Here is an 18,972-nt window from a genome sequence, read left to right as displayed (position 1 = left end):
CGTTAACGATAACGCGGGGCGCCTGACTCCCCGCGGCGGGCTTGAGTTTTTCGCGAGCAAGCTCGCTCCTACAGTACGATTGTCTATCAGTCGCGCAGAGTAATTACCGGCCACCCACGCTTTTCGGCCTCGGCCCGCAGATTCGGATCCGGATCAACCGCCACCGGATTCGCCACCTGCTCCAGCAACGGCAAATCATTCATCGAGTCGCTGTAGAAATAACTGTCTTGCAGCGAATACCCGCTCTCTTCCAGCCAGCGAGCCAGCCGCGTGACCTTCCCTTCGCGAAAGCACGGAATGTCGGTGCTACGCCCGGTGTAACGGCCGTCAACCATTTCACATTCCGTGGCGATCAGGGTTTCGACACCGAGTCGCCGGGCAATCGGCCCGGTGACGAAGCGGTTGGTCGCGGTGATGATCACCAGTTTGTCGCCGGCCTCGCGGTGCTTGGCCAGCAGTTCGAGGGCCTTGGGCAACACGATGGGTTCGATGCAGTCGCGCATGTAATCCAAGTGCCATTCGTCAAGCGTGGCCATCTCCGTGCGGCCGAGCACTTCCAGGCAGAAGTTCAGGTACGCATCGTTATCCAGCTTGCCGGCCAGGTAATCCTGATAGAACTCGTCGTTGCGAGCCTTGTAGGCGACGGCATCGAGAAAGCCGCGTTCACAAAGGTAATCGCCCCAGGCGTGGTCACTGTCACCGCCCAGGAGCGTGTTGTCCAAGTCGAATAAAGCCAGGCGCATTGCAGTTACTCGCTGAAAAGTCTGTAGAAAGGAGTGCAGAATACGTACTTTTCACAAGAGTGCACATAAGGTAGGCCGGCTCGTTGCTGCCTTCACAACCTTTGTGGAACAATGCGGCGACATGCGTTTGCGAGGTTGTTGCCGTGATCGACCCCGATGGTTTCCGCCCCAATGTCGGGATCATTCTGACGAATGATGCCGGCCAGGTGCTATGGGCTCGCCGTATCAATCAAGATGCCTGGCAGTTTCCACAGGGAGGAATCAACCCCCAGGAGACGCCGGAAGACGCCTTGTACCGCGAGTTGAACGAAGAAGTGGGCCTGGAACGCGAAGATGTTGAAATTCTCGCCTGCACCCGGGGCTGGTTGCGCTATCGTTTGCCGCAACGTCTGGTCAGGACCCACAGCCAACCGCTGTGCATCGGCCAGAAGCAGAAATGGTTTCTCCTGCGCCTGATCTCCAACGAGCAGCGGGTGCGGATGGATTTGACCGGTAAACCGGAATTCGATGGCTGGCGCTGGGTCAGTTATTGGTATCCGTTGGGCCAGGTGGTGACATTCAAGCGCGAGGTGTATCGACGCGCTCTCAAAGAGCTTGCCCCGCGCCTTTTAACGCGCGACTGACGACGGAGTTCGACCCCGAGCCATGCTCAATACGCTGCGCAAGATCGTCCAGGAAGTTAACTCCGCCAAGGATCTCAAGGCGGCGTTGGGGATTATTGTGTTGCGCGTCAAAGAGGCCATGGGCAGCCAGGTCTGCTCGGTCTACTTGCTTGACCCCGAGACCAATCGCTTCGTGCTGATGGCCACCGAGGGCTTGAACAAGCGCTCGATCGGCAAAGTCAGCATGGCGCCCAACGAAGGTCTGGTCGGTCTGGTCGGCACGCGTGAAGAACCCCTGAACCTGGAAAACGCCGCGGATCACCCGCGCTATCGCTACTTTGCCGAGACCGGTGAAGAGCGCTTTGCCTCGTTCCTTGGGGCACCGATCATTCACCACCGCCGCGTCGTCGGCGTGTTGGTCATCCAGCAAAAGGAACGCCGCCAGTTCGATGAGGGTGAAGAAGCCTTCCTCGTCACCATGAGCGCGCAGCTCGCCGGCGTTATCGCCCACGCCGAGGCGACCGGTTCGATCCGTGGCCTGGGGCGTCAGGGCAAGGGCATCCAGGAAGCAAAGTTCGTCGGTGTGCCGGGTTCGCCGGGTGCGGCGGTCGGTACCGCGGTGGTCATGTTGCCGCCAGCCGATCTGGATGTAGTGCCCGACAAGACCATCACTGACATCACCGCGGAACTGGGGCTGTTCAAGACCGCCATCGAAGGCGTGCGCGCCGACATGCGCGCCTTGTCGGCCAAGCTCGCGAACCAGTTGCGCCCGGAAGAGCGCGCGCTGTTCGATGTCTACCTGATGATGCTCGACGATGCTTCGCTCGGCAGCGAAATTACCACCGTGATCAAGACCGGCCAATGGGCCCAGGGCGCGTTGCGCCAAGTGGTCACTGAGCACGTCAACCGCTTCGAATTGATGGACGACGCCTACCTGCGTGAACGCGCCTCCGACGTCAAGGACCTCGGTCGGCGCTTGCTGGCTTATCTGCAGGAAGAGCGTCAGCAGACCCTGGTCTACCCCGACAACAGCATTCTGATCAGCGAAGAACTGACGCCGGCGATGCTCGGCGAGGTGCCGGAAGGCAAGCTGGTCGGTCTGGTCTCGGTACTCGGTTCCGGCAACTCCCACGTGGCGATCCTGGCGCGCGCCATGGGTATCCCGACGGTGATGGGCCTGGTCGACTTGCCGTATTCCAAGGTCGACGGTATCCAGATGATCGTCGACGGCTATCACGGCGAGGTCTACACCAACCCCAGCGAAGTGCTGCGCAAGCACTTCGCCGAGATCGTCGAGGAAGAGAAGCAGCTGGCCCTCGGGCTGGATGCGCTACGGGATTTGCCGTGCATAACCCTCGACGGCCACCGCATGCCGCTGTGGGTCAACACCGGCCTGCTGGCGGACGTGGCACGGGCGCAGAAGCGCGGCGCTGAAGGCGTCGGCCTGTACCGCACCGAAGTGCCGTTCATGATCAACCAGCGCTTCCCGAGCGAAAAAGAGCAACTGGCGATCTATCGCGAGCAGCTGGCCGCATTTCACCCGCAGCCGGTGACCATGCGCAGCCTGGACATCGGTGGCGACAAGTCGCTGTCGTACTTCCCGATCAAGGAAGACAACCCGTTCCTGGGCTGGCGCGGCATTCGCGTCACCCTCGACCACCCGGAAATCTTCCTGGTCCAGACCCGGGCGATGCTCAAGGCCAGCGAAGGCCTGAACAACCTGCGGATTCTGCTGCCGATGATCTCCGGTATCCACGAGCTGGAAGAAGCCCTGCACCTGATTCACCGGGCCTGGGGTGAAGTCCGCGACGAAGGCTGCGACGTGCCGATGCCGCCGATTGGCGTGATGATCGAAATCCCGGCGGCGGTTTATCAGACCAAGGAACTGGCGCGGCAGGTGGACTTCCTGTCGGTCGGCTCCAACGACCTGACCCAGTACCTGCTCGCCGTGGACCGCAACAATCCGCGGGTAGCCGACCTTTACGACTACTTGCACCCGGCGGTGCTGCAAGCGCTGCAGAATGTGGTGCGCGACGCCCACGCCGAAGGCAAACCGGTGAGCATCTGCGGCGAAATGGCCGGTGACCCTTCAGCGGCGGTGCTGCTGATGGCGATGGGTTTCGACAGCCTGTCGATGAACGCCACCAACCTGCCGAAAGTGAAGTGGATGCTGCGCCAGATCAACCTGAGCAGGGCCAAGGAATTGCTGGCGGAGTTGATGACCATCGACAACCCGCAAGTGATTCACAGCTCGCTGCAGCTGGCGTTGAAGAACCTTGGGTTGGCGCGGATGATCAATCCGGCTTCGGCCAAGACTCTCTGAAAGGCTGATGGCCCTTTCGCGAGCAGGCTCGCTCCCACATTGGATCTGTGTTCGACGCAAATTCCCTGTGGGAGCGAGCTTGCTCGCGATGGGGCCAGTCCTGATGGTACACATCTAAACCTTGATCTCCACTTCCCCCAAATGCCCCCCATACGGTCCGAAACTGCGCTCGACCATATGCCGCGTCCCATCCGCATGAACAATCAACGCCGTACTCGCCCGCGTCCCATAAGTCGGGCTGGCAATAAACACACTCGACAGCAACGTCTCCGTCGCCAGCCCCACCCCGGTATCCGGCAACTCGGCAAACGGAGCCGTCTGCGGGTCGTTCAACAACGCCAACAACGCCTCGGCCTGCGGATCGTCCAGCACCGCCTCCAGCGCCGTCCGGGCCTTGAGCAACTTTGGCCACGGCGTATCCAGCCCGGCGTTCGACACTCCATAAACCCCCGGTGGCAGCATCACCGCCTCAGCCTCCCGGGCATTGAAATGCCACAGCTCGTTGGCATTGCCGAGCAGCAGGTTAAATCCGGCGTATTCAATCGAACGTGCAACAACGTCGCTTAAATAGACATCAATTGGCCGGTCACTGGCAAGAAACCGCGCCACCAGCTCACCCCGGGATGTGCGCGCGGGCGGCTGATGAGGATCGCGAATGTTGGTCAGCGCAGCGAAGCGTCCATTGGCACCGACGCCCAGCCAGGTGCCACCGGCCTCAAGATCGCGGCCGGCATAGACCTGCGGCGATTCGGGCCATTGCGCCAGGGGCAGGCTGGGGCGGGCGTAGAACTCATCGCGGTTGGCCGCGACGATCAGCGGCTGGGCGTGGCCGGGGCGCCAGGCGAAAACAATCAGGCACATAAGGTGGTCCTTGTGTGTTTTTTTGCCCACTCTACGCAGTCATCGCCCGTCGATCTATCGCCATCCGCAGTGGAGCCCGAGGCCATGCATCCGTTACCATGCCGCTCCTATTTTCGGGAAGCGGGCGGGGACGGCCATGGAATTTCTGCTGTATCTGGCGCTGGGCGCCTGCGCAGGCGTACTGGCCGGGCTGTTCGGGGTGGGCGGCGGAATCATCATCGTCCCGGTGCTGGTGTTCAGTTTCACCTTGCAGGGCTTCGACACGTCAATCCTGACCCACCTGGCGGTCGGCACATCACTGGCGACGATCATCTTTACTTCGATCAATGCCATCCGCGAGCACCATCGCCGCGGCGCCGTGCGTTGGCCGATTTTTGCCTGGATGACCGTCGGCATACTCATCGGCGCCGGTTTCGGCGCGCTGACCGCCGAGGCGATCTCCGGGCCGAACCTGCAGAAAGTCATTGGCGTATTCGCCCTGATCATCGCCGTTCAGTTCGCATTGGATTTCAAGCCCAAAGCCAGCCGCACCGTGCCGGGCAAAGTCGGCCTGACCGTGGCCGGCACTGTCATTGGTTGGGCTTCAGCCATTTTCGGGATTGGCGGCGGCTCGCTGACCGTGCCGTTCCTGACCTGGCGCAGCGTGCCGATGCAGCAAGCGGTGGCGACCTCTTCGGCCTGCGGGCTGCCGATCGCCTTGGTCAGTGCCTTAAGTTTCATGATTCTGGGGTGGCACGATCCCTTGCTGCCGGCCCATAGTCTCGGTTTCATTTATTTGCCGGCGTTGCTGGGGATCGCCCTGACCAGCATGGTATTCGCCCGCTTTGGTGCCCGGCTGGCGCACAGCCTGTCGCCGCGCTTGCTGAAAAGACTGTTCGCCGCTTTGCTGTGCTGCGTTGGAGTGAGCTTCCTGCTCTGACGTGCGTCGCAATGCTGGCTTAATCCTGGCGTGACAGCGTCCCCGGGAATTTTGGAAGTTTCAACTCTAACGAGGAGTCGCAATGCTGCCTTACCCGCAGATCGACCCGGTGGCCCTGGCCATCGGTCCGCTGAAAATCCACTGGTACGGCCTGATGTACCTGATCGGCATCGGCGGCGCGTGGTGGCTGGCTTCCCGCCGGCTGAACCGCTTCGACCCGACCTGGAGCAAAGAGAAGCTCTCCGACATGGTGTTCTGGATGTCGATGGGCGTGATTGTCGGCGGCCGCCTGGGTTATGTGCTGTTCTACGATCTGAACGCGTACCTGGCCAACCCGACACTGATCTTCGAGGTGTGGAAGGGTGGCATGTCGTTCCACGGTGGCTTCATCGGCGTGATGCTGGCGGCGCTGTGGTTCGGTAAAAAGAACGGCAAGTCGTTCTTCCAGCTGATGGACTTCGTCGCACCGATGGTGCCGATCGGGTTGGGCGCCGGGCGTATCGGCAACTTCATCAACGCCGAGTTGTGGGGCAAGGCCACCGACGTGCCGTGGGCGATGATCTTCCCGACCGACCCGGCGCAACTGGCGCGTCATCCGTCGCAGCTGTATCAATTCGCCCTGGAAGGTGTGGCGCTGTTCGCCATCCTCTGGTTGTTCTCGCGCAAGCCGCGCCCGACCATGGCGGTGTCCGGGATGTTCGCGCTGTTCTATGGCATCTTCCGTTTCATCGTCGAATTCGTTCGGGTGCCAGACGCGCAGCTGGGCTATCTGGCCTGGAACTGGCTGACCATGGGTCAGGTACTTTGCATTCCGATGATCGTCGGCGGCCTGTTCCTGATCTGGCTGGCCTATCATCGCGCTCCGGCGGCTCCAGCGGCGGCAGTATAAATTCGAACCCCGGGGTGACGACCCCGGGTTCAAGGACACAGGTAACTCATGAAGCAATATCTCGATCTGGTGGCCCACGTCATCAAGAACGGCACCAAACAGGCCAACCGTACCGGCGTGAACACCATCAGCTTCCCTGGCGCGATGCTGCGTTATGACCTGAAGGACGGTTTCCCGGCGATCACCACCCGCAAGATGGCCTTCAAGTCGGCTGTCGGCGAAATGTGCGGTTTTCTGCATGGGGTGAACAACGCCGCCGAATTCCGTGCCCTGGGCTGCAAGGTCTGGGACCAGAACGCCAACGAAAACGCCCAGTGGCTGGCCAACCCGTTCCGTCAGGGCGAAGACGACCTTGGCGAGATCTACGGTGTGCAATGGCGCAAATGGCCAGCGTACAAGCAGATCCCGGTCAGCAACCAGGCCGCTATCGAGCAGACCCTGGGCCAGGGCTATCGCCAGATCGCCGAAGGCGAAGAAGATGGCCATGCCTACGTGGTGCTGTACAAGGCGATCGACCAGATTCGCCAGTGTCTGGACACCATCATCAAGGACCCGGGCAGCCGTCGCATCCTGTTCCACGGCTGGAACGTCGCGCAACTCGATGAAATGGCCTTGCCGCCGTGCCATCTGCTGTACCAGTTCCACCCGAATGTCGAGACCAGGGAGATTTCCCTGACCCTCTACATCCGTTCGAATGACCTGGGCCTGGGCACGCCGTTCAACCTCACCGAAGGCGCCGCGCTGCTGAGCCTGATCGGTCGCCTGACCGGTTACACGCCGCGCTGGTTCACCTATTTCATCGGTGATGCCCACGTCTACGAAAACCACCTGGACATGCTCAATGAACAGCTCAAGCGCGAGCCGTTCCCGATGCCGAAACTGGTGATTTCCGACCGTGTGCCGGAGTTTGCCAAGACGGGTGTCTATCAGCCGGAATGGCTGGAGTTGATCGAGCCGGGCGATTTCTCGCTGGAAGGCTACGAGCACCATGCGCCGATGACCGCGCCGATGGCGGTCTGATGTAGCACGCAATACCCCTGTGGGAGCTAGCCTGCTAGCGATAGCGACGGCACATCCAACAATGATGTGACTGAAAAACCGCTATCGCTAGCAGGCTAGCTCCCACATTGGGTTTTGGGGTGTTCTTAGTGGCCGTGACTGCGGCCCACATGTGAAGGCTCCACCTCCGTCGCCACAACCCCGCCGCTCACCTCCAACCGCTGCAAAATCCCGCACTGATCGATATCCGGCCCTTCGCCGCAGCGTTGGCGCAGGTCGATCAATTGTGTTTGCAACGCCAGCAACCCATCGATCCGCGCCTTGACGTGATGGATGTGTTCGTCGATCAGCGCATTCACGCTTTCGCACTGATCCTGCGGGCTGTCGCGCAGGGTCAGCAGGCTGCGGATCTCCTCGAGGGTCATGTCGAGGGTGCGGCAGTTACGGATAAAGGTCAGGCGCTCGGCGTGGGCCTGGGTGTAGACGCGGTAGTTGCCGTCGCTACGGGCCGGTTCCGGCAGCAGGTTTTCGCGCTCGTAGTAGCGGATGGTTTCCACGGCGCAGTCGGTGAGTTTCGCCAGTTCTCCTATCTTCATCGCGACAATCTCCAGAAGAGTGCTTGACCCTATAGTGGCTACAGGGTCTTTACTTGGCAACAGGCACCTTCATGGACGTAACCAATGAGCGACTCCCTGCATACCCACAGACCTGATGCCGCAGACGATTGCTGCAGCAGCAAACTCAAGCCCGCCCCTCAACATGTGCATGGCGGCGCTGGTGATTCCTGCTGTTCGTCGAAGGCAGCGGCGCCCGCGCTGATCCAGTTGAGCGAAGCGCCGACTGCCGATGCGCGGCTGAGCAGTTTTCGTATCGACGCAATGGATTGCCCGACCGAACAGACGCTGATCCAGAACAAACTGGGCAAACTTTCGGGTGTGCAACAGCTGGAATTCAACTTGATCAACCGCGTGCTGGGTGTGACCCACAACCTGGCGAACACGGCGCCGATCATCGACGCGATCAAGTCGCTTGGCATGCAGGCCGAGCCGCTGGAGCAGGGCGTTGAAGCGCCAGCACCGGTAGCCGGGAAAAAGCCCTGGTGGCCGCTGGCGTTGTCCGGTGTCAGTGCGGTGGCTGCCGAGGTGATCCACTTCACCAGTGCCGCGCCTGATTGGGTCGTAGGGATCATCGCGCTGGTCTCAATCCTCAGTGGCGGTCTCGGCACCTATAAAAAGGGCTGGATCGCCCTGAAGAACCGCAACTTGAACATCAACGCGCTGATGAGCATCGCGGTGACGGGGGCGATCCTGATCGGTCAGTGGCCGGAAGCGGCAATGGTGATGTTCCTCTTCACGGTGGCCGAGTTGATCGAAGCCAGGTCGCTGGACCGGGCGCGCAATGCGATTGGCGGCCTGATGCAAATGACCCCGGAACAGGCCACGGTGCAGATGGCCGACGGCAGCTGGATCGCGCAGGATGTCAAAACCATTGAGCTGGGTGCGCGGGTGCGGGTGCGGCCCGGTGAGCGGATCGGTCTGGACGGTGAAGTCGTGTCCGGGAATTCGACCATCGACCAGGCGCCGATCACCGGCGAAAGCCTGCCGGTCGAGAAAAACATCGGCGACAAGGTGTTCGCCGGCACGATCAACCAGGCGGGATCTCTCGAATACTCGGTGACCGCCGCGGCGAACAATTCAACCCTGGCGCGAATCATCCACGCCGTCGAGCAGGCCCAGGGCGCGCGGGCACCCACCCAGCGTTTCGTCGACAGCTTCTCGAAAATCTACACACCGGTGGTGTTCGTTCTGGCACTGGCCGTGGCCATCATTCCGCCGCTCTTCATGGAGGCGCTGTGGTTCGACTGGATCTACCGCGCGCTGGTGTTGCTGGTGGTCGCTTGCCCCTGTGCGCTGGTGATTTCCACCCCGGTGACTATCGTCAGCGGCCTCGCGGCGGCGGCGCGCAAAGGGATTCTGGTCAAGGGTGGCGTGTATCTGGAAGGTGGTTACAAGCTCGATTACCTGGCCCTGGACAAGACCGGCACCATTACCCACGGCAAACCGGTGCAGACCGATTATCTGTCCCTCGATCCGACCGCCGACGAATCGGCTCCAGCCATTGCGGCGGCGCTGGCCGGTCGCTCGGATCACCCGGTATCGCTGGCGATCGCCAACGCGGCTGTGGATAAACAGTTTGCGCCACTGATTGTGGATAACTTCGAGGCGCTCGGCGGTCGGGGTGTGCGCGGGGAGATCAACGGCCAGACCTATCACTTGGGCAATCATCGCCTGGTGGAAGATCTGGGGCTGTGCTCGCCAGAGTTGGAAGAGAAGCTGTTCGCCCTGGAAAAACAGGGCAAATCCGTGGTGTTGTTGCTCGACCCATCCGGACCGCTGGCGCTGTTCGCCGTAGCGGACACGGTGAAGGAGTCCAGCCGAGAAGCCATCCAGCAGTTGCATGACCTGGGCATCAAAACCCTGATGCTCACTGGTGACAACGCTCACACGGCCCAGGCGATTGCCGCGCAAGTCGGCATCGATCAGGCCCAGGGCGATCTGCTACCGACTGACAAGCTGCAAGCCATCGAAGCGCTGTATGCACAGGGCCATAAAGTCGGCATGGTCGGCGACGGCATCAATGACGCTCCGGCACTGGCCCGGGCCGAGATTGGTTTTGCCATGGCTGCCGCAGGCACCGATACCGCGATCGAGACCGCCGATGTCGCCCTGATGGACGACGATCTGCGCAAGATTCCGGCTTTCATTCGATTGTCGCGCCAGACCTCCAGCATCCTGAAACAGAACATCGCCCTCGCTTTGGTCATCAAGGCGATCTTTCTTGGGGTAACCTTCGCCGGGCTCGCCACCATGTGGATGGCGGTGTTCGCCGACATGGGCGTGAGCCTGTTGGTGGTGTTCAACGGTTTGCGCCTGTTGCGCAAATAGACGATGGGGGAAGGGTGTGCTGAGTGCCGAGCTGAAGGCGTTTTACATGGTTGCCCGCCTGGGCAGCATTACCCTGGCGGCAAAGAAGCTTGGACTGAGCCAACCGACAGTGACGACCCAGATCCGTCATCTGGAGAGTCAGTACTCGGTAGAACTGTTCTACCGCGGCGGCCGCCGCCTCAGCCTCAGCGATGAAGGCGCGCGGTTGCTGCCGATGGTCAAGGCGCTGCTGCAGCAGGAAACCGATATCGAGTTCTTCCTGCGCAACAGCGGTCAGCTCCAGGGCACGTTGCGCATCGCCGCCACCGCGCCGTATTACATACTCGATCTGGTGAAGACCTTCCGCGAGCGTTTGCCGCAGGTGCAGGTGTCGGTGGAAATCGGTAATTCCCAACAGGTGCTCGAGGCGCTTGAGGATTATCGGGTGGACGTCGCGGCGTCATCGCAATTGCTCGAAGATGCGCGCCTGATTCGCCGGGTGCTTGGCAGCGATCCGCTGGTGCTGGCGGTGCATCGCAATCATCCGCTGGCGGTGCATGACCATGTGCCGCTCAGCGCGCTGGCCGGGCATACCTTGTTGATGCGGGAATCGGGTTCGACGACTCGACGACTGACAGAAGAATTGCTGGGCAGCGCCGGGGTGAGCTTCGGGCCGCTGCTGGAGATCGGCAGCCGCGAGTCGATTCGTGAGGCGGTATTGCGCAACATCGGCATCAGTATCATTGCCCGGCAGGAAGTGCCGCATGACCCGCAATTGCGGGTGTTGACCATCGAGAATGCGCCGCAGATTCCTGAATATTTGTATTGCCTCAAGGAAAGGAAAGGGGCGCGGTTGCCGGCGGCGTTCCTGGGGTTGGCGCAGGAGATGTCCCCGGCTTGAGTACTGCGGTGACTGTGCTGGCCTCTTCGCGAGCAGGCTCGCTCCCACAGTTGGCCGCGTTCCCCTGTGGGAGCGAGCCTGCTCGCGAAGGCGTCGGCCCTGACAACACCATAACTCAACCCAAATCCCCGAATACCACTATCAGCCATTTTCGCCTCACTGCCACATGACGTACGCATTACATCCCTAGGATGGCCCTCATCTGCTTGATGAGGCCTGTCCATGAACCACTCGATCGCAACTGCCCTGACCAACCCCGGCGCCCCGATGAAAGTGCGCGGCGTGCAGAAACGCTTCGGCGCGTTCACCGCGCTGGATAACGTGTCCCTCGACGTGGCGGCCGGTGAGCTGGTGTGTTTGCTCGGTCCATCGGGCTGCGGAAAAACCACCTTATTGCGCTGCATCGCCGGTCTTGAAAAACAGGACAGCGGCGAGTTGTACCTCGGCGATCGCGACGTTTCCCACCTGGCACCTCAGGCTCGGGACTACGGCATTCTGTTTCAGTCCTACGCGCTGTTCCCCAATCTCACTGTCGAAGCGAACATCGCCTACGGCCTCGCTGGCAGTGGTCGCGAAGAAGTGCGCCAGCGCGTTGGTCAGATGCTGGAACTGGTCGGCCTGATCGGCAGTGAGAAAAAGTACCCCGGCCAATTGTCCGGCGGCCAACAGCAGCGCGTCGCACTGGCTCGGGCATTGGCACCGGCGCCATCCTTGTTGTTGCTGGATGAACCGATGTCGGCATTGGACGCCCGGGTCCGCGAGCATCTGTGCACCGAATTGCGCCAACTGCAGCGCAACCTCGGCATCACCACCCTGATGGTCACGCACAATCAGGACGAGGCCATGCTGATGGCCGACCGCATCGCCGTGATGAACAACGGCAAGGTTGAGCAGTACGCCTCGCCGCAGGAAATCTACGACCGTCCGGCCACGCCGTTTGTGGCGGAGTTTGTCGGTCAGGGCAACTGGCTGCCTTTCAGCCGCCGCAGCGACAGTCATGCCCAGGTCGGCGGGATGAACATGCGCCTGGCCGACGGCAGCGCAAAAGCGACCTCGGGCCGCTTGTTCTGCCGCCCCGAAGCGATCAGCGTCAACCCGCCGGTGCATGAAGAAAACCTGTTCCCGGCCAAGGTTCGCGAGATCTCGTTCCTTGGCAACCGCTGCCGCATGAGTTTCGAACTCGATCAGCTGCCAGGCCATGCGCTGCTGGCCGAGCTGGCGCCGGAAGCCATGCCGCGTCTCGGTGCGCAGCAGATCATGGTCGCCTTGCCACCGCGCAGCCTGCAGGTGTTTGCCTGATGAGCGCGAACATCGCGCTGCCGATGCCGCACAAACAGGTGCGGCAGGCCTCCCGTGCCGAGATCGGCGATAGGGTGTTCGTGGTTGGGGGCAAGGTTCTTTTACTGGTGCTGCTTGGTGTCGCGGTGTTGATGCCGTTGCTGGCGATCTTCTGGCGAGGCTTCAGTTCGGAAGCTGGGCAGGGCGGCGGTCTGGTGGCCGCCCGGGAACTGGTGACCAGTGCCAATTTTCATTGGCTGCTCGGCAATAGCCTGAAGGTTTCCCTCAGCGTGGCGGCGATTGTCGTACCGCTGGCCTATCTGTTTGCCTTCGCCCTGCAACGCACCTTGATTCCCGGCAAGGGCATCTGGCGCGGCATTTCGTTGTTGCCATTGATGGCGCCGTCGATGCTGCCGGGGATTGCACTGGTTTATCTGTTCGGCAACCAGGGTATGTTGCGCGGCTTGCTCTCGGACAACATCTACGGCTTCTGGGGAATTGTGCTGGGCGAGGTCATCTACACCTTTCCACACGCCTTGATGATTTTGCTGTCGGCACTGTCCCTGGCCGATGCGCGACTGTTCGATGCCGCGTCGAGCATGGGCGCCAGCCCGGCGAAAGCCTTTCGCAGCATAACCTGGCCGGCGACTCGTCAGGCCGTATTCGCGGCGTTCTGCCTGGTGTTCACCCTGACCATCACCGACTTCGGTGTGCCTGTGGTGGTCGGGGGTGACTATCAGGTGTTGGCACTGGAAGCCTACAAAGCCGTAGTCGGCCAGCAACAGTTCGGTCGCGGTGCGCTGATCGGCATGGTCCTGCTGCTGCCGGCGTTGTTCAGCTTCGGTGTCGACGCCTGGCTGCGTCGGCGTCACGGCGATTCCATGAGTGGTCGGGCGCAAGTGTTTCAACCGGCGCCATCGAAGCTGCGCGACGGTTGCTACCTGGCCATCGTGCTGCTGATCTGCGCGGTGTTGCTGCTGGTGTTCGGCATGGCGGTGTTTTCGTCGCTGGTCAAATTCTGGCCGTACAACCTGTCGCTGTCGCTCAACCATTACCAGTTCAATGACACGGCTGGCGGCGGCTGGCTGGCTTATGGCAACAGCGTGAAGATGGCCTTGTGCACGGCCTTGATCGGCAGCGTGCTGATCTTCACCGGCGCTTACCTGATGGAAAAAACCAGGAGCCAGCGCGGGTTGAACCTGACCCTGCGCATGCTCAGTTTCGTACCGATGGCGGTGCCGGGCCTGGTACTGGGCCTGGGTTACGTCTTCTTCTTCAATCTCACCGGCAACCCGCTGCATGTGCTCTACGGCACCATGACGCTGCTGGTGGTCTGCACCATTGCGCACTATCTGACCACTGCGCAAATGACTGCCACCACCGCGCTGCGTCAGCTCGATGCCGAATTCGAAGCCGCTGCGCTGTCGCTCAAGGCGCCGCTGTACCGGCACTATCTGCGCGTTACCGTGCCGATCTGCCTGCCGGCGCTGCTGGACATCGTGCGCTACCTGTTCGTCTCGGCCATGACCACCGTGTCGGCGGCGATTTTCCTCTACAGCCCGGACACCATCCTCGCGGCGGTCGCGGTGCTGAACATGGACGACGCCGGCAACGTCGGCGGCGCGGCGGCCATGTCGACCCTGATTCTGTTCACCTCGGCGGGCGTGTCGCTGCTGCTGGCCTGGGCTTCGCGCGGTGTGCTGCGCCGCTCCCAGGCCTGGCGGCAGACCGCGCCTGGTCATTGATTTACACCCTCAACTCATACAGGAATTGCATCATGTTCAAGCCTTTGGCCCTGGCCGCTGCTGTCCTCACCGCTTTCAGCCTGAACGCTTACGCTGCGAAAACCGAGTTGACGGTGTACACCGCCCTCGAAGCCGAACAACTGAAGACCTATAAAGCAGCCTTCGAAAAGGCCAACCCGGAAGTCGAGATCAAGTGGGTGCGCGATTCCACCGGCATCATCACCGCCAAACTGCTGGCGGAAAAAGCCCTTCCGCAGGCTGACGCGGTGTGGGGGCTGGCGGCCTCGAGCCTGGCAATTCTCGATCAGCAAGGCATGCTGCAAAGCTACGCGCCGAAGGACCTGGACAAGATCGGCGGCAATTACCGCGACGCGGCGAATCCTCCAGCCTGGGTCGGCATGGACGTTTGGGCAGCGACCATTTGCTTCAATACTATCGAAGCCGAAAAGCAGGGTTTGACCAAGCCGGTGAGCTGGCAGGACCTGACCAAGCCTGAGTACAAAGGCAAGATCGTGATGCCCAACCCGGCCTCGTCCGGCACCGGATTCCTCGACGTCAGCGCCTGGCTGCAAACCTTCGGCGAGAAGCAGGGCTGGCAGTACATGGACGACCTGCACCAGAACATCGGTCAGTACGTTCACTCCGGTTCCAAGCCGTGCAAGCTGGCGGCGGCGGGTGAATTCCCGATCGGCATTTCCTTTGAATACCCCGCCGTTCAGTTGAAACGCCAAGGCGCGCCGCTGGACATCATCCTGCCGAAAGAGGGCCTGGGCTGGGAGATCGAAGCCACCGCCGTGATCAAGGGCACACCCCATGAAGATGCCGCGAAGAAACTGGCTGACTTCTCTGCAAGCCCGGCGGCAATGGAGCTCTACAAAGAGAACTTTGCAGTGCTCGCTCAACCGGGTATCGCCAAGCCACAGACAGAATTGCCGGCGGATTATGAGCAGCGTTTGATCAAGAATGACTTTGCCTGGGCGTCGAAGAATCGCGATAAAATCCTGACTGAGTGGCGCAAGCGGTATGACGGAAAGTCGGAGAAAGTGGCTGCCAAGTAAGATCTTTATTGGCTGATAGGGCCTCTTCGCGGGCAAGCCTCGCTCCTACAGGGGGGCCATGGCGGACACAGGTCATGTGAACGCCCCGCTCCATCTGTAGGAGCGAGGCTTGCCCGCGAAGGCGGCTTCGAATTCAGGACATCACTTAATGACTCACCACAACGACATGCTGATCGTAGGCGCCGGCATCCTCGGCCTGTCCCACGCCTACGCCGCCGCCAAAGGTACACGGTTACCGCGTCGAGCTGCTGCGCGGTGCCGCATGTTGGGAGAACTTTGATGGACCGCAACGAGCAAGTGATCGCCGAGGTGTTCGGTTTGTACGAGCGCTTTGGCGACAGCGATTACATCGGCGAACCGGTGTCGCAGATCGAGCACATGTCCCAGGCGGCCGAACGGGCCATGGCCGAAGGCTTCGATGACGAAATCGTGCTGGCGGCGTTCTTTCATGACATTGGCCATATCTGCCCCGCCGAGAATGCCGGGAACATGGGTGGTTTCGGCGTAGTCAGCCATGAACGCCTCGGTGCGGACTACCTGCGGCGTGCAGGCTTCAGCGAGCGCATGGCGCGGCTGGTGGAGTATCACGTTCAGGCCAAGCGTTATCTGACGTTTAAGGAGCCCGGGTACTACGAGCGCTTGAGCGAAGCCAGCCGCCGGACCCTGGAATATCAGGGTGGGGTGATGACAGTTGAAGAGGCTGAGGCCTTCGAGCGGGATCCGTTGTGCGAGGTGAGTTTGCGGATGCGGCAGTGGGATGAGCAGGCGAAGGAACTGTCGGTGCCGGTGCTGGATCTTGCAGTGTTGAAGGAAAAAGCAGTGCGACTGCTGGCTGCGTAATTGTGTGATATCGAGGCGCGGCCTTCGCGAGCAGGCTCGCTCCCACAGTGGATCGGTGATCGACGCGCATCCCTTGTGGGAGCGAGCCTGCTCGCGAAGGGGCCAGCTCCGACCACACAGCGCTCAAGATCCTACAACTGCCGCGCCAACACCTCGACCTGCTCCTGCCTCTCAGCCTGATTCAGCTTCGCATGCGGATTGAGCGACGACCACTGCGGATGCGCCCGGGCCTTGTTCAGCGCTTCGGGCAATTTGCCTTCGCGCCAGGTCTTGTCCTGAGGTGTAGCGACTTGAATGCTGTCCATCGCTGCATGCCCGCGCGCATTCAGCGCTTGCAAAAGCTGCCGCTGACGCAACGCCAACAACCTTAGAACGCTGTCATCGACAGTCAATTCGCGCTGGCCTTTGATTTTGCCCATCAGACGACTGCCGTAGCTGCGCGCAGTTTGCAGGGCGCCGCCGGCAATCGCGCCGGCCAGCGCGGCAGCACCGAGGGTCAATCCGCCGACCAGCAAGTCGACTCCGGCCCCGGCCGCCGCGCCGGCGGCGATACCGCCACCGACCCGCACGCCCAGTTGCTTGAGGGTTTCCGGGTTGAACAGATCATCGCCCCAGCGGCCGTCGAGCAGTGGCAAATCAGTGGCTGACGCGTCCTGTGGGCGAAAGGCGTAGAGCTTGAGCAGGGCTTCGACGCAACGCTGTTCTCGCTGTCGAACGGCTTTGCGCAGCTCGTTGACGGCTCGCTGTTCCTGCTCGGCATTGCTGATCACGCTACGTCGGCAGGCGGCGCAGTCGATCAATAAATCGGCAATCAATTGCGCAGCGCTCTGCTCACGAGCCAGGCGTTGCGCCTGCTGATCGGCGATCAGGCGCTCCAGTTGCTCGCGGGAGCTTTCCAGCAGCAGCGCGAGGCTTTCATAGAGTCGACGTTCGCCATCCTCCGGCGGGGCGACACTGTCAAAACGCACCAGTGCGTGCAAACCCAGGCGCGCCAATGCCTCGCGCCAGTCCGGCTCGCGGTGGTTGGCGCTGCTGACGAAGTTCAACACTGGCAGCAAGGGTTTGCCGCAACTGGCCAGCACTTGCAGTTCGTCGCGGTACTTGGACAGCACCGGCTCGCGGGCGTCGATCACATAGAGGCCGGCGTCGCAGGTCAGCAGTTGCCGCAGCACCTTGGCTTCCTGTTCGAAACGCTGCCGGGCCTCGCTGCCTTCGAGGAATCGTGCCAGCCGTGCCGGGCCGTCGAGGCGTTCGCCGGGACGCTCCAGGCGTTCGAGGTAGTCGAGCAGGGCGATGGCGTCTTCCAGGCCGGGGGTGTCGAACAGATCGAGCAAGGGCTCGCCGTCCACCGACAACCGAGCGCCTTCGACGTGTCGCGTGGTACTGGGGCGATGGGAAACTTCACCGAATCCGACATCCCGGGTCAGGGTGCGTAGCAGCGAGGTTTTGCCGACGTTGGTGTGGCCGACCACGGCGAGCTTCAGCGGCGGTTTCCAGGGATTAGTCATGACCGGTCTCCAGCCAGTTCAACGGCGCGCTGTCGGCAAACGGCAGTTCCAGCTGTTGCAGCGCCACATGCCAGTCGCCGAGGCGCGCGGCATCCAGCGCTTCGCCGGGCGGCGCTTGCAGCAACCAGACACGGGTCGCAGTTGCGCTGCGCGCCAGTTCGGCGATCAGCGACAGGCTGCCGCGATCCGGTGAACGTCGTGGATCGCAAGCGATGGCCAGGCGAGCCGGCGGGAAGCGGCTCAGTTGTTCGAGCAGTTTGTTGCGCGATTCGCGGCTGTCGAGGATGCCCGCGTTGCTCACGGTCTTCGGCAATTGCGGTGGCCACGGGCGTTGGTCGTCCAGTTCTATCGCCACCAGCAGCGCGCCATCGCCAGGCAGGTCGCTGACGCCGTTTTCAATACGGTGCAGTTGTTCGGGGGCGGCATCGCTGATCCCCAGGCGTTCGCTGGTCGGCATCAGCCGCTCGCGCAGTTGGGCGTAGCCGGGCAGGTTCAAATCCAGATGCAATCTTGCCAGGCCGGTTTTCCAGCGCCACCGGCAGAACAACGCCAGAAGCAAACGTGGCAACACACCGTAGACCAGCAAAACGCCTACCAACCATGCCGCCCAGGCCTGGCGGGCGCTTTCGATATTCAGCGCGGCATCGCCACTGGCACGGATCATCTCCACGGTGGGCACACTGAACCCGAGCAGGGCCGGCAGGGCGCCGAGGGCCTGGGTCATGGCGACGAACGTCTCGCCGCCAAGGATGGTGGTTTCCCAGACGAAGCCGTAACGCCGGGTGGCCATCAGCATCAGCAGAATCACCAGGGCACTGAGCATCGCCAGCAGCCACAAACCGTTGACCAGCACGCCGAGCGCCCAGCGGTTGAGTTTCTGTCGTTGCAATAACAACAGCAGGGCCGGCGCCAGTTGCGCAGCCTTGGCATCGCGGGCGAGTTTTTCGCTGAGCCACAGCCACACGCGTCCCAGCGTTGCGCCGTGTTCCCCGGCAAACACCAGGCCCAGCGCCCAACTCAGCAACAAAATCAGGTTCAGCCCGAGCAGACTGCCCAGGGCCCAGAACACATTCACCGGCGTTTGCCCGTCACCCAGCGCGGCAAATGCCAGGCCGGCGCCGCTGACAACGGCCAGCACGGCCATGACAATCAACGCCAGGCGTGCACCTTGCAGCCAGTGTTCGAGGGCGATGGTCAGCCCATCGCGATCGGCCAGCCACAGCGCACGACGTTGAATCCGCGCCGGCAGGTCGCCGCCCGCGGTGCGGGCCAGTCGGTTGGCTTCCATATCATCCAGAGGGCCGGCGTGTTCTTCGCGCAGGCGGATGGTTTCCGTCAGCCAGAGGTTATTCAGTCCAGTCACGCGCCATCCCGTCGCTCAA

The 18,972-nt window shown here is 61.8% G+C and carries 17 protein-coding genes; 12 read left to right on the top strand and 5 right to left on the bottom strand.

Going from position 1 to position 18,972, the window contains the following annotated elements; all coding sequences use genetic code 11:
- Positions 1-86: 86 nt before the first annotated feature.
- Positions 87-743 (bottom strand): histidinol-phosphatase, encoded by a 657-nt coding sequence (locus ACA041_RS30425; protein WP_497439123.1) that lies wholly within the window; start codon positions 741-743, stop codon positions 87-89.
- Between the two features lie 143 nt (positions 744-886).
- On the opposite strand from ACA041_RS30425, the gene ACA041_RS30420 reads away from it, so the two are divergent.
- Together ACA041_RS30420 and ptsP are read left to right on the top strand one after the other, a co-directional pair.
- Positions 887-1,366, top strand: coding sequence for an RNA pyrophosphohydrolase (locus ACA041_RS30420; RefSeq protein ID WP_007945562.1), 480 nt, complete (start codon positions 887-889; stop codon positions 1,364-1,366).
- Positions 1,367-1,388: 22 nt separating this feature from the next.
- The gene (gene ptsP / locus ACA041_RS30415; protein ID WP_497439122.1) at positions 1,389-3,668 is read left to right on the top strand and encodes a phosphoenolpyruvate--protein phosphotransferase; all 2,280 of its coding nucleotides are present in this window, start codon (positions 1,389-1,391) and stop codon (positions 3,666-3,668) included.
- A gap of 114 nt (positions 3,669-3,782) precedes the next feature.
- Here ptsP and ACA041_RS30410 read toward each other — a convergent pair whose 3' ends face one another.
- Positions 3,783-4,529: an NRDE family protein gene (locus tag ACA041_RS30410; protein WP_497439121.1), complete on the bottom strand. Its 747-nt coding sequence runs from the start codon at positions 4,527-4,529 to the stop codon at positions 3,783-3,785.
- Between the two features lie 136 nt (positions 4,530-4,665).
- On the opposite strand from ACA041_RS30410, the gene ACA041_RS30405 reads away from it, so the two are divergent.
- From ACA041_RS30405 to ACA041_RS30395, 3 genes are all read left to right on the top strand, one after another.
- Positions 4,666-5,448: a sulfite exporter TauE/SafE family protein gene (locus ACA041_RS30405; RefSeq protein WP_497439120.1), complete on the top strand. Its 783-nt coding sequence runs from the start codon at positions 4,666-4,668 to the stop codon at positions 5,446-5,448.
- Positions 5,449-5,530: 82 nt separating this feature from the next.
- Positions 5,531-6,337: a prolipoprotein diacylglyceryl transferase gene (gene lgt / locus ACA041_RS30400; protein WP_497439119.1), complete on the top strand. Its 807-nt coding sequence runs from the start codon at positions 5,531-5,533 to the stop codon at positions 6,335-6,337.
- A 48-nt stretch (positions 6,338-6,385) separates the two neighbouring features.
- Positions 6,386-7,357, top strand: coding sequence for a thymidylate synthase (locus tag ACA041_RS30395; RefSeq protein ID WP_497439118.1), 972 nt, complete (start codon positions 6,386-6,388; stop codon positions 7,355-7,357).
- Positions 7,358-7,482: 125 nt separating this feature from the next.
- Here ACA041_RS30395 and cadR read toward each other — a convergent pair whose 3' ends face one another.
- Positions 7,483-7,932 carry a Cd(II)/Pb(II)-responsive transcriptional regulator gene (gene cadR, locus ACA041_RS30390; protein ID WP_497439117.1) on the bottom strand — a complete coding sequence of 150 codons (450 nt, stop codon included), beginning with the start codon at positions 7,930-7,932 and terminating at the stop codon, positions 7,483-7,485.
- 84 nt (positions 7,933-8,016) lie between these two features.
- On the opposite strand from cadR, the gene ACA041_RS30385 reads away from it, so the two are divergent.
- The 7 genes from ACA041_RS30385 (at position 8,017) to ACA041_RS30355 (ending at position 16,082) form a co-directional block, all read left to right on the top strand.
- Positions 8,017-10,281 carry a heavy metal translocating P-type ATPase gene (locus ACA041_RS30385; protein WP_497439116.1) on the top strand — a complete coding sequence of 755 codons (2,265 nt, stop codon included), beginning with the start codon at positions 8,017-8,019 and terminating at the stop codon, positions 10,279-10,281.
- Positions 10,282-10,297: 16 nt separating this feature from the next.
- On the top strand, positions 10,298-11,161 hold the full coding sequence (locus ACA041_RS30380; RefSeq protein WP_497439115.1) for a LysR family transcriptional regulator: 864 nt from the start codon (positions 10,298-10,300) through the stop codon (positions 11,159-11,161).
- Between the two features lie 222 nt (positions 11,162-11,383).
- Complete coding sequence (locus ACA041_RS30375) at positions 11,384-12,460, top strand: putative 2-aminoethylphosphonate ABC transporter ATP-binding protein (RefSeq protein ID WP_497439114.1); 1,077 nt, start codon at positions 11,384-11,386, stop codon at positions 12,458-12,460.
- Positions 12,460-14,184, top strand: coding sequence for a putative 2-aminoethylphosphonate ABC transporter permease subunit (locus ACA041_RS30370; protein WP_497439113.1), 1,725 nt, complete (start codon positions 12,460-12,462; stop codon positions 14,182-14,184). Before ACA041_RS30375 ends, ACA041_RS30370 begins: the two co-directional genes overlap by 1 nt.
- 32 nt (positions 14,185-14,216) lie before the next feature.
- Positions 14,217-15,242 (top strand): putative 2-aminoethylphosphonate ABC transporter substrate-binding protein, encoded by a 1,026-nt coding sequence (locus ACA041_RS30365; RefSeq protein WP_497439112.1) that lies wholly within the window; start codon positions 14,217-14,219, stop codon positions 15,240-15,242.
- A 148-nt stretch (positions 15,243-15,390) separates the two neighbouring features.
- Positions 15,391-15,522 (top strand): hypothetical protein, encoded by a 132-nt coding sequence (locus ACA041_RS30360; protein WP_497442212.1) that lies wholly within the window; start codon positions 15,391-15,393, stop codon positions 15,520-15,522.
- Positions 15,522-16,082: a phosphonate degradation HD-domain oxygenase gene (locus ACA041_RS30355; protein ID WP_497439111.1), complete on the top strand. Its 561-nt coding sequence runs from the start codon at positions 15,522-15,524 to the stop codon at positions 16,080-16,082. Before ACA041_RS30360 ends, ACA041_RS30355 begins: the two co-directional genes overlap by 1 nt.
- Before the next feature lie 131 nt (positions 16,083-16,213).
- Here the strand turns inward: ACA041_RS30355 and ACA041_RS30350 are convergent, their stop codons facing one another.
- Both ACA041_RS30350 and ACA041_RS30345 read right to left on the bottom strand, forming a co-directional pair.
- Positions 16,214-17,590, bottom strand: coding sequence for a GTPase/DUF3482 domain-containing protein (locus tag ACA041_RS30350; RefSeq protein WP_497439110.1), 1,377 nt, complete (start codon positions 17,588-17,590; stop codon positions 16,214-16,216).
- Positions 17,583-18,953 (bottom strand): DUF2868 domain-containing protein, encoded by a 1,371-nt coding sequence (locus ACA041_RS30345; protein WP_497439109.1) that lies wholly within the window; start codon positions 18,951-18,953, stop codon positions 17,583-17,585. The genes ACA041_RS30350 and ACA041_RS30345 overlap by 8 nt, the downstream gene beginning before the upstream one ends.
- Positions 18,954-18,972: the final 19 nt, after the last annotated feature.

The organism is Pseudomonas sp. LBUM1676 (assembly GCF_059695605.1).
This window is presented reverse-complemented; position numbering and strand designations above follow the sequence as displayed.

Bases quoted from the DNA above. Each gene is read 5' to 3' on its own strand.
- cadR (WP_497439117.1), bottom strand. From the start codon at position 7,932: ATGAAGATAGGAGAACTGGCGAAACTCACCGACTGCGCCGTGGAAACC.
- lgt (WP_497439119.1), top strand. From the start codon at position 5,531: ATGCTGCCTTACCCGCAGATCGACCCGGTGGCCCTGGCCATCGGTCCG.
- ACA041_RS30410 (WP_497439121.1), bottom strand. From the start codon at position 4,529: ATGTGCCTGATTGTTTTCGCCTGGCGCCCCGGCCACGCCCAGCCGCTG.
- ACA041_RS30395 (WP_497439118.1), top strand. From the start codon at position 6,386: ATGAAGCAATATCTCGATCTGGTGGCCCACGTCATCAAGAACGGCACC.
- ACA041_RS30360 (WP_497442212.1), top strand. From the start codon at position 15,391: ATGACTCACCACAACGACATGCTGATCGTAGGCGCCGGCATCCTCGGC.
- ptsP (WP_497439122.1), top strand. From the start codon at position 1,389: ATGCTCAATACGCTGCGCAAGATCGTCCAGGAAGTTAACTCCGCCAAG.
- ACA041_RS30385 (WP_497439116.1), top strand. From the start codon at position 8,017: ATGAGCGACTCCCTGCATACCCACAGACCTGATGCCGCAGACGATTGC.
- ACA041_RS30370 (WP_497439113.1), top strand. From the start codon at position 12,460: ATGAGCGCGAACATCGCGCTGCCGATGCCGCACAAACAGGTGCGGCAG.
- ACA041_RS30375 (WP_497439114.1), top strand. From the start codon at position 11,384: ATGAACCACTCGATCGCAACTGCCCTGACCAACCCCGGCGCCCCGATG.
- ACA041_RS30350 (WP_497439110.1), bottom strand. From the start codon at position 17,590: ATGACTAATCCCTGGAAACCGCCGCTGAAGCTCGCCGTGGTCGGCCAC.
- ACA041_RS30365 (WP_497439112.1), top strand. From the start codon at position 14,217: ATGTTCAAGCCTTTGGCCCTGGCCGCTGCTGTCCTCACCGCTTTCAGC.
- ACA041_RS30425 (WP_497439123.1), bottom strand. From the start codon at position 743: ATGCGCCTGGCTTTATTCGACTTGGACAACACGCTCCTGGGCGGTGAC.
- ACA041_RS30405 (WP_497439120.1), top strand. From the start codon at position 4,666: ATGGAATTTCTGCTGTATCTGGCGCTGGGCGCCTGCGCAGGCGTACTG.
- ACA041_RS30355 (WP_497439111.1), top strand. From the start codon at position 15,522: ATGGACCGCAACGAGCAAGTGATCGCCGAGGTGTTCGGTTTGTACGAG.